Annotated in this window: 16 protein-coding genes; 10 read left to right on the forward strand and 6 right to left on the reverse strand. The window is 35.1% G+C overall.

Annotation, left to right across the window (positions count from 1 at the left end; genetic code table 11):
* Positions 1-30 precede the first annotated feature (30 nt).
* Positions 31-1,215: a DUF1501 domain-containing protein gene (locus M2373_RS04500; RefSeq protein WP_259108007.1), complete on the forward strand. Its 1,185-nt coding sequence runs from the start codon at positions 31-33 to the stop codon at positions 1,213-1,215.
* A 98-nt stretch (positions 1,216-1,313) separates the two neighbouring features.
* Here M2373_RS04500 and M2373_RS04505 read toward each other — a convergent pair whose 3' ends face one another.
* The 3 genes from M2373_RS04505 to M2373_RS04515 all read right to left on the reverse strand — a co-directional run bounded on the left by M2373_RS04505 (position 1,314) and on the right by M2373_RS04515 (position 3,248).
* Positions 1,314-1,445 (reverse strand): hypothetical protein, encoded by a 132-nt coding sequence (locus M2373_RS04505; protein ID WP_259108009.1) that lies wholly within the window; start codon positions 1,443-1,445, stop codon positions 1,314-1,316.
* A 198-nt stretch (positions 1,446-1,643) separates the two neighbouring features.
* Positions 1,644-2,663 (reverse strand): YafY family protein, encoded by a 1,020-nt coding sequence (locus M2373_RS04510; protein WP_259108011.1) that lies wholly within the window; start codon positions 2,661-2,663, stop codon positions 1,644-1,646.
* Between the two features lie 252 nt (positions 2,664-2,915).
* Positions 2,916-3,248, reverse strand: a complete 333-nt coding sequence (locus tag M2373_RS04515; RefSeq protein WP_259108016.1) for a HopJ type III effector protein — start codon at positions 3,246-3,248, stop codon at positions 2,916-2,918.
* A 99-nt stretch (positions 3,249-3,347) separates the two neighbouring features.
* Between M2373_RS04515 and M2373_RS04520 the strand changes: the two genes are divergently transcribed.
* Entirely contained in the window at positions 3,348-4,730 is a 1,383-nt protein-coding gene (locus tag M2373_RS04520) for an RtcB family protein (RefSeq protein ID WP_259108019.1), read from the forward strand.
* A gap of 342 nt (positions 4,731-5,072) precedes the next feature.
* Positions 5,073-6,281 carry a hypothetical protein gene (locus tag M2373_RS04525; protein WP_259108022.1) on the forward strand — a complete coding sequence of 403 codons (1,209 nt, stop codon included), beginning with the start codon at positions 5,073-5,075 and terminating at the stop codon, positions 6,279-6,281.
* 229 nt (positions 6,282-6,510) lie between these two features.
* On the opposite strand, the gene cobC is transcribed toward M2373_RS04525, so the two are convergent.
* From cobC to cobT, 3 genes are read right to left on the reverse strand one after another with little or no spacing between them, the layout of a single operon-like run.
* Positions 6,511-7,065, reverse strand: coding sequence for an alpha-ribazole phosphatase family protein (cobC, locus tag M2373_RS04530; RefSeq protein ID WP_259108025.1), 555 nt, complete (start codon positions 7,063-7,065; stop codon positions 6,511-6,513).
* Complete coding sequence (locus M2373_RS04535; protein ID WP_259108028.1) at positions 7,050-7,832, reverse strand: adenosylcobinamide-GDP ribazoletransferase; 783 nt, start codon at positions 7,830-7,832, stop codon at positions 7,050-7,052. Before M2373_RS04535 ends, cobC begins: the two co-directional genes overlap by 16 nt.
* On the reverse strand, positions 7,832-8,836 hold the full coding sequence (gene cobT, locus M2373_RS04540) for a nicotinate-nucleotide--dimethylbenzimidazole phosphoribosyltransferase (RefSeq protein WP_259108030.1): 1,005 nt from the start codon (positions 8,834-8,836) through the stop codon (positions 7,832-7,834). Before cobT ends, M2373_RS04535 begins: the two co-directional genes overlap by 1 nt.
* A 259-nt stretch (positions 8,837-9,095) precedes the next feature.
* Here cobT and M2373_RS04545 point away from each other — a divergent pair, with 259 nt between their 5' ends.
* The 7 genes from M2373_RS04545 (at position 9,096) to M2373_RS04575 (ending at position 15,839) form a co-directional block, all read left to right on the forward strand.
* Positions 9,096-9,845: a nucleotidyltransferase domain-containing protein gene (locus tag M2373_RS04545; RefSeq protein ID WP_259108032.1), complete on the forward strand. Its 750-nt coding sequence runs from the start codon at positions 9,096-9,098 to the stop codon at positions 9,843-9,845.
* A gap of 1 nt (position 9,846) precedes the next feature.
* Entirely contained in the window at positions 9,847-10,491 is a 645-nt protein-coding gene (locus M2373_RS04550) for a hypothetical protein (RefSeq protein ID WP_259108034.1), read from the forward strand.
* On the forward strand, positions 10,488-11,219 hold the full coding sequence (locus tag M2373_RS04555; protein ID WP_259108036.1) for an ATP-grasp domain-containing protein: 732 nt from the start codon (positions 10,488-10,490) through the stop codon (positions 11,217-11,219). The genes M2373_RS04550 and M2373_RS04555 overlap by 4 nt, the downstream gene beginning before the upstream one ends.
* A 43-nt stretch (positions 11,220-11,262) precedes the next feature.
* Positions 11,263-11,973: a hypothetical protein gene (locus M2373_RS04560; RefSeq protein WP_259108038.1), complete on the forward strand. Its 711-nt coding sequence runs from the start codon at positions 11,263-11,265 to the stop codon at positions 11,971-11,973.
* A gap of 66 nt (positions 11,974-12,039) precedes the next feature.
* On the forward strand, positions 12,040-12,891 hold the full coding sequence (locus M2373_RS04565) for a hypothetical protein (RefSeq protein ID WP_259108040.1): 852 nt from the start codon (positions 12,040-12,042) through the stop codon (positions 12,889-12,891).
* Between the two features lie 2 nt (positions 12,892-12,893).
* A complete protein-coding gene (locus tag M2373_RS04570) occupies positions 12,894-13,949 on the forward strand; it encodes a nucleotidyltransferase domain-containing protein (protein WP_259108042.1) in 1,056 nt (351 codons plus the stop codon).
* Between the two features lie 174 nt (positions 13,950-14,123).
* Entirely contained in the window at positions 14,124-15,839 is a 1,716-nt protein-coding gene (locus tag M2373_RS04575) for a WG repeat-containing protein (protein WP_259108045.1), read from the forward strand.
* The last annotated feature ends 2 nt before the right edge of the window (positions 15,840-15,841 follow it).

A 15,841-nucleotide genomic window follows, 5' to 3' on the forward strand; every position in this document is an offset into this window, starting at 1 on the left:
CATGGATCCTAACACCTAAAATCTAGCTTTATGTTAATCAAAAGAAGAGAATTTCTAAAAATAAGTTCACTAGCCACAGCTTCTCTGATGATGCCCAATTTTCTGAAAGCAATGACTTTTGACGAAGCACTGGAACCGAATCAGAAAATCCTGGTTGTCCTTCAGTTTACAGGTGGAAATGACGGACTGAATACGATTATTCCTACAAAAAATGATATTTATTTTAGAGAAAGAAATAAAATTGCCATCACAAACTCCCTGCAACTGAATGATGAAGCGGGAATCAATCCCTCTCTCTCCTATTTTAAAGAACTGTATGACAACGGAGAGCTATCTGTCATGAATAATGTCGGTTACCCGAATCCTGATAAATCACACTTCCGAAGTATGGATATCTGGCATTCGGCAAGTAAAAGTGACGAATATCTGGAAACAGGCTGGCTGGGAAGGTTTTTAGATGAAGAATGTTACCGTTGCGAACATCCTACGCAGGCATTGGAAGTTGATGATATGCTGAGTTTAGCCTTAAAAGGTGAAAACAATAAAGCATTCGCCTTCAAAGATCCTAAAAGACTGTACCAAACCAGTCAGGAAAAATACTTCAAGTCGTTGTATGACCATCATCACGATGATGAAACTGTATCTTATCTATATCAGACTTTGGGATCTACCATCAATAATGCTGACTACATTTTTGAAAAAAGCAAAGCTAAAAAAACCGAGCAAACCTATCCGAATTCTCAGCTCGGAAAAGACTTTAAAACAGTTTCCTCTTTGATAAAATCTGACATCAATACGCGTGTTTATTATCTTTCTGTCGGAAGTTTCGATACCCATGTCAATCAAAATGAGAGACAGCAAAAATTATTCGGAGACATCAATGAAGCCGTAAAATCTTTTGTCGCAGATATGAAGGCAAACGGGCTTTTTGAGAATATTTTGCTAATGACTTTTTCGGAGTTCGGTCGTAGAGTTGCACAAAATGCCAGCAACGGAACCGATCATGGAACGGCCAACCAAATGTTTTTTATCAGCGGAGGTTTAAAAAAGAAAGGACTTCTGAATACTCTTCCTGATTTGACTCACCTGAACGAAGGGGATTTAATTTATACCGAAGATTTCCGGAAAGTTTATGCTACAATCCTTAAAAACTGGCTGAAAGCAGATTCTTCAAAGGTACTGGGCTGGAAAAATGGCATTTATGATTTTGTTTAGTTTTGAATATTTAAAATGCTTAAAAAAAATAAAAAGAGACTGTTTAGCGAAAAACAGTCTCTTTTCTATAATTTTAAATTCTAACTACTTTTAATTTTTTACATTGACGCAGGAAGTTGCTTATCTCCATCTACCTTTTTATCAAGTTTTTCAGAAATTTTTCTGACAACGAATTCGATTACCAAAGGTGCTACAATTGCTATGACTGCTTTTAATATTCTTGATTTCATACTATTTATTTTTCTTAATAATTACAATTTTCAAGCCATTATCTCAATCAGTTATTTTAAAATTTTAATTTTCTGTCGTTGAAAAATCAAAAGGCTAAAATTTTTTTTGACATAAAACCATATTCATATCGATAAACAAAAGCATTTCATTAAAAATTAAACTATAATCCCATTCGGTTTACATCCAAAAAGATCAATTTATTCTTCATCATCTATCATCAGATTATCATAATTTTGAGAGCCCGCCTTAAACTTTTCCTGAAGCCTTAATCTTAATCTTCTTGGCTTATGTACAATAAGACTTTCCCCAAACCCCAGCAAAAGTCTTTCTAATTCATAATTCAGCTGAACACAAATCTTAAACATTGTTCCTTCTGACGTCTCACTGACGATTTCCTGGCTATTATGGAGAGGTTTGGTTTTCACATATGGAGCATTATGAGAATCCACAAAAAAAACAATATTTCTTGGAGCCATTGTAGGAGAAACCGTTACCCCCACAATATCTTTAAAATATTCATCACCATCGAGATTCATATCAACATAAGTAATTTTTTCCTCGGTCTGAATACTCTCCATTCTGTCTAAAGCCAGATTATAGACATACTGTTTATTTGAGCAGATTAAAAACCAGCGGTTATTAAATTCCTTCAACAATTGAGGGTGAACCACATAAGAATCTGATGATCTGGCTTTAAAACTTTTATACGTGATATTTAAAACTTTCTTATGTAAAATTGCATCGTACAGAATATCAATATGTTCCAGACCTTTCAACTGCTCATTTTTATCAAGATGAATAATTGATTTCTGACTGGTAGCATGGATAGAATCTTCCAGCTTCTGGATGACCCCGTTCATTTCTTTAAACATGGAGAAATCTTTAAACTGTTTTAAAATCTGTACCGCATTATTCATCGCTTTCAGGTCACTTTCATTTACAGAAATATTATGAATGCTGTAATCAGGATCACTGTAACGGTAGTATTTTCTTTCGTAAACCTCAATCGGAGCTTCATAGCCAAATTTTTCACTTCGCATATTCTGCAAATCAAGCTGTACCGTACGTTTGCTTACGAAAGATTCTTTGCCTTCAAATTCGAATAATGCTTCGGAACATTCGTCGATCAGATCTTCTAAAGTATATTGTCTGTACTTGTTTTTAAGACATTTATCCAATGTTTTATATCGGATTAAAGCGTTTTTGTTCGATGACATGATTTTTTGATTTTTATTGGGGCGTGTCCCTCCGTTTTCCAGCTGCAAACCTTCTTTTCACTTCGGGCCGGGCTGCTTCAGGCTCCACTTTGTTCCGGTCTCGTCTCAGGACGAGACTCCTCCTTTCAGTCGGACCTTCCGCATCCCTCACGCAGAAAATTGATTTCCTGTTTACCGATTTTTGTCATTCCGTAGAAATCTTAGCATATACAAGATGGCTTCGAGCCTTCATTTCTCGCAATGACCTGAATATTATTTCTTACTCAAAGCCTCTCCTTCGAAAGAAATTCCTTCCCAACCGGACTCTATAAAGTTTCTGATATTCTGATGGTCTGTTCCTTCAGGATTTTTTAATACATCTTCTCTGTAAAAATCTCCGAAAAGGTTTAGTGTATTCTCTTTAGACAAGCCATTTAGTTTTGCAAAACTGAACACTTTACATGAGCCATTATTCTGATCTGCTTCATTCATGGTATTTCCGTTCGTGAATTTTGTGGGTGTAAAATTGTAGTTTTCATCTATATAAGCTATTACCTCTTTAAACTGGATCGTTTCCGGTGAATTTTTCAGCTGTTCTACTAACATATTTTTAAAATTTTATCAAAAATAATTAAAAAAAGCTTATCTACGCAAAAACATTGCATACTTATATCATTACTTTGCATCAACAAAATGAAAGAACACATGGAATTTAATGGAAACAACTTAATCGAATTAGGATATAGATCAGCGAAATGGTTTAAAGAAGCCCTTGCGCATATCAATGAAAATAAATTAGATGATACTCAAATCAGAGAATATTTAGAACAGTTTAAACAGCCCGAACTGATTCCGCTTCATGAAACGGCAAAAGATTTTGTTATCAACATCAGAGCTGAGCATGAAAGTGAAAATGATAATGTGGAAAAAGTAATTAATACCATGAAAGTATTAATGAAAACGCCAACCTTAATTGAAGGAGCCATTATGCCGGATGCCTGTCCGACAGGTCCTGAAGGTCAAATTCCTGTGGGAGGAGTTGTGGTGGCTAAAAATGCTATTCACCCCGGATTTCATAGTGCCGATATCTGCTGTTCGGTGATGCTGACAGATTTTGGAAATGCCAACCCTAAAGATGTTTTGGATGCAGCCCATTCTATCACCCATTTCGGATACGGAGGAAGACCGAGAAGTGAGCAAATGGAGATGTCTCAGGAGCTGATAGGAGCTTTCAGAGAAAATGACTTCCTGAATGATGAAAAACTGATCAGTATTGCCCGTTCACATATGGGAACACAGGGTGACGGGAACCATTTCCTATTTGTCGGAATTTCAAAAAACACAGGAAATACCATGATGGTGACCCACCATGGATCAAGAGCTCCGGGAGCCGCTTTGTATGATAAAGGAATGAAGGTTGCTAATAGATTCAGACTGGAAAACTCACCTGAAACATTGAGAGAAAACGCCTGGATTCCATATGAATCTGAAGAAGGAAAATCATATTGGGAAGCCCTGCAGTTGATCAGAACATGGACAAAAGAAAACCATACTTCGATTCACGATGCCGTTTTAAACAAATTGAAAATCGAAAAGCAGGATAGATACTGGAACGAACATAATTTCGTTTTCAAAGATGGCGATTTATTTTATCATGCTAAAGGTGCAACACCACTGGATGATAAATTTATGCCTGATATTACAGGTCCAAGATTGATTCCGTTGAATATGTCGGAGCCGGTTTTAATTGTTCAGGGAAAGACAAATGAGAGAAATCTTGGTTTTGCCCCACACGGAGCAGGAAGAAATTTCAGCAGAACACAACATAAAAAATCTTTGGCTCATAAGACGATTGAAGAAGTTTTTGAAGAAGAAACCAAAGGATTAGATATCCGTTTCTTCTCCAATGAAATTGATATTTCTGAACTTCCGACTGCTTATAAAAATGCTAAAAATGTACGTGCTCAAATCGAAGAATATGGACTCTGTGAAGTTCTGGATGAGGTGATGCCTTACGGATGTATTATGGCGGGTGACGTTCAGAAAAATGCACCCTGGAAGAGAAAGAAAAAATTCAGAAATGCTTAGTTTTCGGAATCTATTCAAAAATGCCATTTTAGAATTTAGAATAAGGTCTAAGACCCATAAAAATTAATACCCCACCTTGCAGGTTTCACACTGTGAGGTTTTTTGTTGATAAAAATAAAGACTAATTTCGGAATAAGAGTTTTTGTTGGAAAGTGAAAATGATAACACTAAAATAACTTCCAGCCTCCTTCTTCGCGCTTCCAGCCAATTAAATCTTAATTTCCTTATTTTAGTTTTTGAGGTCTCTGTATTTCAAAAGATTAAACCAGGATATCATCTTTTTACTTATATTTGCAGCCGTTTAATTTTAAATAAACTTAATAACTAAAAAAAACAATCATTATGAAAAAATTATTATTTCTTTTTCTTGCTGTTTTTGCCATCTATTCTTGTTCTTCAGGTAGCGACAGTGGCAGCGAGTACAATCCGGGTAACCAGTCGAATGTAAGTGCAAAAGTAGTTACTTCAGCTCCGACCTTTACTCAGGGTGAGATCAAATTTAACGGAAATGTGGTTTCTACAGGATCAGGATACTATTCCAGAGGATTTTGCTGGGGTCTGAACATTAATCCAACCCTGAATAACGGGCAGTCGGTTTCTGAAAGCACCAATACTGTAGGCAGTTATTTCCTGACAAAATCTTTTTCGTATGATTTTTCAACCTCTACCACTTATTATGTAAGAGCATATGTTGTGATGAGCAACGGAGAAGTAGCTTACGGAGACAATGTTACTTTCACCACACCTTCGAAACTGATGTTAAATCCTAAAACAACCAAAGCAATCTATACCACTTCGGCTACCCTGAATGCAGAGATTGCAGTATATTATCTGGATTCTATTACGCCTGATGAAAAAGGATTTTGCTATAGAACAAGTGCCGGTGTGGATATTACCAATGGTCAAAAAGTATTTAATACGGTTCCCAATTATTTCACTCCCAATTTAGAGTTGGAAGTGACTTCATTACTTCCCAATACCACGTACTACGTAAAAGTATATACCAAAGAAGGTTCAAAAGTATACTATTCAGATGAATACACTTTCAAAACAGCTGGGGCAATCGGAGCTTCAGGAGGTTATATCTTTTATGATAAAGGAGAATTTACAGACGGATGGAGATATATGGAAGCGGCACCAGCCAACTTAATGTATAACGGTTCCAACAAAATCAGATGGGGATGCACCGGTACTATGGTCAACCAGACTCAGTCTGTCATGGGATCAGGTCCTGCCAATACCACGAGAATTATGTCTCAGTGTTCAGAAGCCAACTGTGCTGCAAGATTGTGTAAAAACTATACCATCAATGGGTTAAACGACTGGTTCTTACCATCAGAAGAAGAGCTGATGGCATTTTATAAGAGTTCTAAAAACGTTTATAATATTGCTACCAACCCATGGAATGATGTATCTGACAAATATTTCTGGAGTTCTACAGAAGGTCCTAACTCTAACGATGCCAGAATTTTAGACGGATTCGCCGGTTATATGTGGAGTTATACCAAAAGTTACAATATGGTAAGAGTAAGACCATTCAGAAGATTCTAATTATTTCAGTATATATAGAACAAAAACCGCTTTTCAGCGGTTTTTTTTGCTTTCTATTTTAGTTCTTTTTTTTAACGCAAAATTCTATGTTACAGAATAATTATATTTAAGAAATAAAGGAGAATCAACTGTGTTGATGTGATGAAGCAGTAGTTGAAGCTTAGCTATACTCATTTATCTGCTTTAGCTTTTATACGCTCCGAATTACGCTTATACATTCGCAATACGTTTATATATTTAAATTTTTAACCGACACCAGATCATTCTTAATCTCAATTACCGTTTTTTTACCATAGCCAATCTGAATACTGAACATATTCTCCAAAGGAAACTGTAAAACTGACTGAAGAATCAAACGGATGACCCCTGCATGGGTAATCATCAAAACTTTCCTCATGTTTTCTGCAGTAATCAGTTCATTCCAGGATGCTGCAACCCGGGTTTGCATCTCCAACAGATTTTCACCGTTTTTTGTTTTTACATTAATAAAATCCTGATACCAGGGATTGATTTCCTCTTCAGGAATATCCGACCATTTTTTAAGTTCCCAGTCTCCGAAATTCATTTCCCTGACTCTTTCATCAGTTTTATAATTCAACTGAAAATATTTCGCCAGCAACTGACAGCGCTGAGACGGACTTGAAATAATGAGATCGAAATCTTTATCTATTGAAATCGATTTAAAATCCTCATGATTATTCTTTCTCAGTGGCATTTCCGCAAAACCATAACATAGATTATCCGGATTTTCTACGGCTGTATGGCGAATCAGATGAATTTCCATGCGATGATTGTTCCTAAATAAAATAAAACTTCACTCACTTGCTGAACCGTTCCCAAACAATCTCCGGTATATCCTCCGATATGCTTTTTAAAGTACCATCCCAAATATATTTTTCCGATATATGAGACCATAAAAGCGAAAATCAGCCGCCAGTCAGGAATTAAAGAAAAAGCAACCAAAACAGCAATAAAACTTATTAGTAAGGATTCTCCGTCCAAAGCCTTGTTCGCCAGCGGTTTCGACTTGCTGACATCAATATCCGTAACGTACTGATGCGTATAAATCATTGTTCCCGCAATAAACCGGCTTGAAGTATGCGCTAAAACGATAATCGCCAGCGTTTTTATGATCTCTGCATTTCCCAGGTCCTTAAGACTGAAAAACTTTAAAGCAAACAATAAAATAATCCCAATTGCTCCATATGCTCCAACCCGGCTGTCTTTCATAATGGTCATGATTTTTTCTTTGCCATAACCACCGCCAAAGCTGTCACAGACATCTGTAAAACCATCTTCATGAAAAGCCCCCGTTAATAATACATTTGAAATCATCATTAAAACAATGGCAATTTCAAGATTAAAAAGCTTAAATGAAAGATAAAAAACCACCGCATTGATCAAACCGACCACCAATCCTACCCATGAAAAATATTTTTGGGATTTGTTCATGATCTCATTCGAATACGGAACCTTAAATGGAACCGGAATTCTGGTGAAAAACATCATAGCCGTCATAAAATAAACCCACTCATTCTTCAGAATCTTCATTATTCTTTATTTGAAACGTTGGCATCTTCAAAACTTGACATCTCATTCAGGAAATTAACTGCACTTTGGATAATCGGATAGGCCAATGCACAGCCTGTTCCCTCTCCCACCCTTAAATTGAGATTTAAAAGAGCTTTCTGATTCAATAGTTCCAGTAATTTAATGTGCGCATATTCATCACTGACATGACAAAAAATACAGTTATTGAAAATTTCAGGATTTTTTTTCCAGACCACAGAAACGGCCATCGTGGCAATAAATCCGTCAACCATAATCAGCATATTCTGCTGATAAGCTTCTTCCATAGCTCCGATCATCTGCGCAATTTCCAGTCCTCCGAAGGTTTGGGCAATTTCATCAGCTGTTTTAAGATCAGAGTGTTTTTCAATAGCCTTTGATAGAATATTGATTTTATTTTGGAGCTGAGCGTCATTCAGACCTGTTCCACGTCCGACACAGTCAGCAATGGAAATATGAAACAACTGGCTCATCATTAAGGAAGAAGCAGATGTATTTCCGATTCCCATTTCACCAAAACCAATGATATTTGAACCTTCTTCAGCAATTTCTTTAACAACTGATTTTCCGTTTTCCAGCGCCTTAAGATACTCTTTGGGAGTCATTGCCGGCTCGTCTAAAATATTCCTGCTTGATTTTCTGACTTTTTTATCAACCAAATCCAGTCCTTCCGGAAAGTCAAAATTAACTCCAGCATCTACGATTTTTATATTGACAGCATTCTGCTTACAAAATACATTGATTGCGGCTCCACCACCCAAAAAGTTCATCACCATCTGATACGTAACTTCCTGCGGATAAGCACTTACTCCCGCTGTTGCAATTCCATGATCCGCTGCAAAAACAACCATGTAGGGTTTAATTAATTTTGGAGAAATTGTCTGCTGAACCATCCCTATTTTATGAGCCAGATTCTCTAAAAACCCAAGAGCTCCTAATGGCTTTGTTTTGAAATCAATTCTGTGTTGTAATTCGTCTGCTAACATTGATGTAGTGGAAATTTTCGTCTTTTATTATGTTAAATAATTAAATGCAAATTACTAAATTCTATGTATTAAACGCGTATTTAATTTTTCATTTATTTTCTTTTGTCTTAACACAAAAGAAATAAAAAGTCAGGACTTGGAAATTTCCGCTAAAAATCTAACACCCTCAAGCTCTCCGGCTCAAAAATTATTAAACCCAAACCACAACGTAAAAACATTGCGCAGATCCCTTTTTATTTTGCATTATAAATTAAAAACAATGACACCAAAAATATTAGAAAAATTAAAAGAAGTTGAAGAAAGCCGCGGTATAGAGATACTTCTCGCCGTAGAATCAGGAAGCCGGGCATGGGGATTTGCCTCTCCTGACAGTGACTACGATATCCGTTTTATATACCGACATGAAAAAGACTGGTATCTTTCGCCGTGGGATAAAGATGAAACGATAGAATTTATGACCGAAGATGATCTAGATGGCTCCGGCTGGGATCTTCGGAAGACTTTCCATCTTTTGCACAAATCAAATGCTGCCTTGCTGAGTTGGTTTTACTCACCGATCGTCTATCTGAAAAATGACAGGTTTTATGACCTTTTCAAACCTCTTGCTGATGAATGTTTTTCTCCGATAGCGGTTTCTTATCATTATCTGAGCATGAGCAAAAAATATCTGGAAGCCTGCAGAAGCGATGAAGTAAAACTGAAATCCTATTTCTACTGTCTTCGAACAACTTTAACCGGAAAATGGATCCTGGAAAGAGGAACTGTTCCTCCTGTCTTATTCAGTGAATTGCTGGTTTTGGTAGATGATTATACCAAAACGAAAATAGACAATTTGATAGCATTAAAAGCCACCAAAGGAGAATCTTATTACCATCCGAATGATTGGGAATTGTTTGGTTTTTTAGAGAAAATGATATTAGATAATGAAGAAAGAGCGAAGAGTTTAAAGGGTGGAAATACTGATAAAGGTGAAATGGAGAAGGTTTTTAGAGAAATATTAGCTCTATAAAATGAAACCATTATCCGAAAGAGCTTTACAGTTCGTCGAAAAAACAGGCAGAAACAAAGAATATGAAATAGACTCAGATGTTTTAGAAAAACATTTAAGATTTTATCACCTCCGAAATTCTTCCGAAATCTTGAGGTTTCAAGAAAAATTTTCAGGTTTAAATATTCAGAATATTGTTATTTATATTTTTACACCTAAACAAATAAAAGAAAATAAAGGCGTTAATAATTATCTATGGAAGGGACAGACTTTGTTTTCCATAAACGATAGTTTATATATTGCAGAAAATGGAGAAATTGCATTGAGAGATTGTGGTTATGATTCTAAAGACTTTTATTTCTATTTTGAAAGTTTTGAAACGTTTATAGAACAACAGGCTTTTTTTGAAGAATACCGATATTACACGCAATTGCCAGGTCTTGGAAATGAATTAATTGATAATATTGATTCACTTTCAGATTATTTCTCGGAGTATAAATTGATCACCGAATGCTCTGATAGGTATCATCGCATTTGGATCAATGAAGTACATTTAATTCATGCCAGGTTATATCCTGAAGGATGGAGTCTTTTTATTGATAGCCTTTCTGAAAATGAACGTCATAAATTAATAGAAAAATTAAAAGCAGAAAAAATAATCGAATGAAAAATATAGTCGCCTTGTCACCCATGTACACGGAGGACAGCAACAATCTGAAAAAAGCATCAATCAATTCGCCTTACGAGTTGAATCGCTTTAATGCAAAATGGAACGTTCCAGAAGAATTTCGTGAAGATGTAATTGCAGTATATGGCGAAGATATTTATGCGGAAATCGTTGCGGAACAATGTAATCTAACCCTGACAAAACCTGAAGATGACTGGCTTTCCAAGATTTCGGAGGATTTTGTAAAACGTAAAATTCGTTACGGGCATTTGAAAGAGTTTGTTGATGAAGAAAATATATTCATTAAGTGTTCTGATTTTAAAAGCTTTAAAGCCGGAGTTTTTGACAAAGTCACCCATATCAAAGGCTTTGACACATTGGATTTGGAAAGTATGGTCTTCACTTCAGAAGTTGTAAAATGGGAGCTTGAAGTAAGATGTTTTGTAATAAACGATGAAATAAAAACACATTCTTCTTATTGGCGAAACGATCTTTTCGACACCGCTCTGCTTTCTGAAAGAGAGCAAAAAGATCTATTTGAGTTTTTCAACAATTTCATGAAGCAGTATTCTGAAACACTTCCCAAAGCTATTGTTCTTGATTTTGGAATTATCAAAGGAAAGGGCTGGGCTTTGATTGAAGCGAATCCGGCTTGGTGTTCGGGTTTGTATGCCTGTGACGCGGAGAAAGCGTTGGAAGTGATTGTAGGGAGTTGTATGAAAAATTAAAGTATTTTTGAAAGAGATTTTAATGAAATCAATTTAAATTCAGATGAATTATAAAATCATATATAACGAAGAAAAGCTACACAAATTTATTGAATGGCTTCCTGATTTATTACCAAACGAACAATATTATGTAACACTTCTGGCAAGAAAGAAATACAATTCAAAAACCGGCTTAAAAGCTGATAAAGCACAGTTAAAGCGTTTTACCTCAACAAAAGATAGACTTTTGCAGAAAATCAGACAGCTTGAACTTCCTTTAGGTTTGTATGAATCTGGAAATACTATTATTTCCCAAGATAATTTGGCTATTTACATTAGTCCAAATCCACGGGACCTGCATAAATCATCTTTATTTTTACTGAAAGAAATTTCGGAAAAACTGATTAAAAATGATCATGCTATTAATCCTCATGCATTAGCTTTAAATATTATTCAAACCACAACTTCAAGGAAAATTTTCTTCGATCTGGATATTGATTTCAGAATTGATAATCATCAGAAAGCAATTGAAAAATTTAAATCAGATATTTCAGATTGTGTTAATTCTGATTGTCTTACTTTTATAAAAACGAATGGAGGGTTGCACTGCCTTATCAATGTATCTAATATTAAAAAAGAGCATCAGAAAAGTTGGTATTCAAAAATTTTGCAACTTACGTGTAACGAATATGAAGTAACAATGAATGGTGATAATGTTTTACCGATTGTGGGATGTATTCAGGGAATTGATTTTTCACCTTATTTTTTAGATTAAATTATTATGTGTACACCGAATACTGAATTACAATTCTGCACTTGTGTTGAAGGAGATATTTATGAAGTGAAAGATATTTATATCTGGACTTTGAACAACTATGTAGGTTCAAAAGAATCGATGATACGCGGAAAGATAATGCAATCAACCGAAGATTTTGAAAATGGAATTTCTGCAGAAAATATTCTATCAAAACTTAATAATGGAAATATTTTCGACTTTGATTATACTCCTCAAGAAAGAGACACATTAAGCATTAGCTTTAATGCAAAAAACAGGGCAGAATATAAATATTTCTCATTGATAGTGAGAGATGGAATTTGGCAGAATGGAAGAAATCCAGCTTTTGTAAGTATTCATAAGGAAATAGCACAAGGTGAGGTAAAAGTCATTTACAAAGAAGAAAATATATTCTTAAATCATTGTAAACATCTAAAACGAACTTACGGAATTGATATTCCAGAATTAATTAAAGTACGATGTGCCAATTTAAAAGATGATTCTCAAGATCCTATCTATTTAGCATTAATAAATTTCAAAGAATATAAAATATTTTATACACATGAATTTATAAAACATGTTGCCAAAACCTATTTCAAAACTTATCCTGATGAAAATTCTGAGAAATTGCAAATTATAATTGATCATGCACAAAATAAATTTTCATTATTGGAAAAGAAATTTATTTCGGAAACAGAAAACCTTGCTTTTCTTAACAGATGTTTTAAAGATTTAAATAATGATATAAAAAAATGCTTTACAATGGTTATTCCTGTTGGAGATGAAGAATATCTTTTTACAGATGGTTTCTTATCTGGAACAATCGGCTATAAAAGTAAGAGAAAGAATAGTTATTTTAAAAACCATTCTCAAAAATTAAAATTTGAAAGTTTTGAACTTTCTAAAAAGACTATTTAAAAATGACCATTCAAGACATAAAATCCCACAACCATATCCTCTTCGAATCCATCTCCGGAAGCCGCTCCTTCGGGCTCGCAACGGAAAGCTCCGACACCGATATTCGGGGAGTGTATTATATTCCAAAAGAAGATTTTTATGGTTTACATTATATTCCACAAATTTCCAATGAAACGAATGATATTACTTATTACGAGATTGGAAGATTTGTAGAGTTGCTGCAGAAAAACAATCCGAATATTCTGGAAGTTCTGGCAAGTCCGGAAGATTGCATTCAACATAAAAATCCGTTGATGGATTTGCTGAAGCCTGAAGATTTTTTGTCTAAACTATGCAAAGATACGTTTGCGGGTTATGCGATTTCACAGATCAAAAAAGCAAAAGGGCTCAACAAAAAGATCCTGAATCCGATTGATAAAGAAAGAAAATCAATTCTTGATTTTTGTTATATTTTACAGAATCAAGGTTCGATTCCGTTGAAAAAATGGCTTTCTGAAAATGGGAAAGTTCAGGAAAAATGCGGCCTGGTGAGTATTGACAACACCAAAGGAATGTTTGCGCTTTTCTACAACGAACCGGGAGATTTGAATTATAAAGGAATTATCCAAAACGAAGAAGCCAATCAGGTTTCGGTTTCATCCGTTCCGAAAGGTGAAAATTCTGTCGCTTATTTGTTTTGTAACCTGGATGCCTACTCAACATATTGTAAAGACTACCGCGAATATTGGAAGTGGGTTTCAGAGCGAAATGAAGACCGTTATAATGTCAATCAAAATCACGGACAAAATTATGACAGCAAAAATATGATGCACACGATTCGTCTTTTACAGTCGTGTGAGCAGATTTTTAAAACCAATTCGCTGAATATCCGAGTAGAAAACCGTGAAGAATTACTGGATATCAAAGCAGGAAACTGGTCGTATGAAGCGGTGATGAATAAAGCTGAAAGTTTAATCCAGTCGATTGAACATTATCACTCAAGATCTACCCTGCCCGATTTTCCGGATTTGGATAAAACAACCAAAACTCTGGTGAGTATCAGAGAAGAATTATATTAATCCGGGGAAGGAAGTGGGATGCCTGAAATGATGGAAATAATCATAACTCTTTCACATGACTGTTAAAAGCGATCAATCCAACAATAACATCATATTTCTTTTCCTTATTATTTTTCCATTTCTACCATACTCCCTTTTACTTAAAAAATTACTTATTTTTGCAAAAACTATAGAATGAAATTTATATTCTCAAAGAAAACGAGTCTTTTACCTATATTATTTTTGAGTCTCCACTTTTCCGCGCAGGAAATTTATATTCCGTACAGAGACGGAAAATTATGGGGCGTTTCCAATTATGAAGGAACGGAAATTATTGCCCCGAAATACGATTCCATCAGCTTTAATGTGCAGGATGATTATGACTTTAAACTGTTCCATACTTATAAGAACAAAAAAAGAGGAGTTATTCTCGATGGAAAGGAAATTCTTTTACCCGAATACAAAAACATTTTTGCAACCTATCGAGGTTATATCATCGGAGAAATGGATGATGAAAAAAAGCATCAGATGATCATTGATAAATCGGGGGCAAAAATTACAGAGCAGCCTGTCTTAAATATTTTAATGTCTGAACGTTTTGGCAACGAATATGCTGAAAATACTTACAATACACTTTTTCATTTCCTAAATGACAATATGAGAGAAGATCTTTTGGTATGGAATCCTAAAGAACAAAAATCGACTTTCATTTATAAAGATTATTACTCCATAGCTTTAAGAGACGATAAAAAATCCAGAAAACTGGATCTTGCTTTCAGAAAAAATGAAGCAGATCCATTAACGGAAGTTACATTAATTTCCGATGGGAAGAGCCTTGTTCCTTATGTTACCAAAAATAACAGGGAAATGATTGTAAAACGTATTCCGGAAAGATCATCACCTTATTACGGAGGATATCAGGAAGGTGTAAAAGCTCCGAGCTATACTTATCCCCAAACCTATTCAGAGCGGGGAACCTCTTACACTCCACCGCCTCCGCCACCTTCTACGGGAAAAATCAGTACTTTTGAAGTAAAGCCTGCTCAGTCCTCTTCAAATGTGACTGTAACAAAAATGCCGTCTTACGTAAATGTAAGCTATTCTCTGGAAAATGATATTCCTAAAATAATTTATAGTTATGGCTATCAGAAAGATGCTAAAAAAGTAACGAAAAGACTAAAGCTGCCGCGCAAAATAAAAGATCTTAAAGTAGAAAATTTTAAAGGTAACCGACCTGAGAGAAAAACTACTGATTCTATTTATACCTACAGCAATTATATCACGTATACGACCAAAAATAAAAAAGCGATTCTGATCACAGAAGATAAAGCAACGGAATTTGACAGTATCAAAATGTTGAACCCGAGCAGAGACTCAGGATATCAGGGCATTCTTTATCTCTTAGGTCAAAAGGATAAGAAAAACGGAAAAATGAAGTTTTCTTTTATGAATGGGAATCAGCATCAGTTTTCTGCAACAGAATTTGATGAACTGATCGTGAATGATGTATTCGGAAACTATGATTTCAGCTATTGGACTATCAAAAAAGACGGAAAATACGGAGTGATCAATCCTCAGGGAGAGATTATTTTACAGCCTGTATATGATGAAATTATCAATAAAAAAGTAGAATACGGCTACGGAAATTATCTGCGTCTTAAAAAAGACGGAAAATACGGATTTCTAACCCCTACAAGAGTAAAGCCAACTGCAGGGATCAATTTTATAGAGCCTGTTTATGAATATCGCATAAGAAATGTTTATATGCAGTATCCTTACTGGCAAAGTGTATTTTCTTCAACTTCCGGAAGAAACGGAAAAAACGGAACCTTAATCATTGCTTTGGAAGACGAAAAAGGAAATTTATTAGGATACGCAAACAAAAACGGTCAGCTTTACTTTAAAAACTAAAC

It is taken from the genome of Chryseobacterium sp. JUb7 (assembly GCF_024806495.1).
GTDB lineage: Bacteria > Bacteroidota > Bacteroidia > Flavobacteriales > Weeksellaceae > Chryseobacterium.

Excerpts from the sequence above, each read along its gene's own strand:
- M2373_RS04575 (WP_259108045.1), top strand. The coding sequence starts at position 14,124 with ATGAAATTTATATTCTCAAAGAAAACGAGTCTTTTACCTATATTATTT.
- M2373_RS04555 (WP_259108036.1), top strand. The coding sequence starts at position 10,488 with ATGAAAAATATAGTCGCCTTGTCACCCATGTACACGGAGGACAGCAAC.
- M2373_RS04505 (WP_259108009.1), bottom strand. The coding sequence starts at position 1,445 with ATGAAATCAAGAATATTAAAAGCAGTCATAGCAATTGTAGCACCTTTG.
- M2373_RS04545 (WP_259108032.1), top strand. The coding sequence starts at position 9,096 with ATGACACCAAAAATATTAGAAAAATTAAAAGAAGTTGAAGAAAGCCGC.
- M2373_RS04535 (WP_259108028.1), bottom strand. The coding sequence starts at position 7,832 with ATGAAGATTCTGAAGAATGAGTGGGTTTATTTTATGACGGCTATGATG.
- cobC (WP_259108025.1), bottom strand. The coding sequence starts at position 7,065 with ATGGAAATTCATCTGATTCGCCATACAGCCGTAGAAAATCCGGATAAT.
- M2373_RS04510 (WP_259108011.1), bottom strand. The coding sequence starts at position 2,663 with ATGTCATCGAACAAAAACGCTTTAATCCGATATAAAACATTGGATAAA.
- M2373_RS04515 (WP_259108016.1), bottom strand. The coding sequence starts at position 3,248 with ATGTTAGTAGAACAGCTGAAAAATTCACCGGAAACGATCCAGTTTAAA.
- cobT (WP_259108030.1), bottom strand. The coding sequence starts at position 8,836 with ATGTTAGCAGACGAATTACAACACAGAATTGATTTCAAAACAAAGCCA.
- M2373_RS04550 (WP_259108034.1), top strand. The coding sequence starts at position 9,847 with ATGAAACCATTATCCGAAAGAGCTTTACAGTTCGTCGAAAAAACAGGC.
- M2373_RS04560 (WP_259108038.1), top strand. The coding sequence starts at position 11,263 with ATGAATTATAAAATCATATATAACGAAGAAAAGCTACACAAATTTATT.
- M2373_RS04570 (WP_259108042.1), top strand. The coding sequence starts at position 12,894 with ATGACCATTCAAGACATAAAATCCCACAACCATATCCTCTTCGAATCC.
- M2373_RS04520 (WP_259108019.1), top strand. The coding sequence starts at position 3,348 with ATGGAATTTAATGGAAACAACTTAATCGAATTAGGATATAGATCAGCG.
- M2373_RS04500 (WP_259108007.1), top strand. The coding sequence starts at position 31 with ATGTTAATCAAAAGAAGAGAATTTCTAAAAATAAGTTCACTAGCCACA.
- M2373_RS04525 (WP_259108022.1), top strand. The coding sequence starts at position 5,073 with ATGAAAAAATTATTATTTCTTTTTCTTGCTGTTTTTGCCATCTATTCT.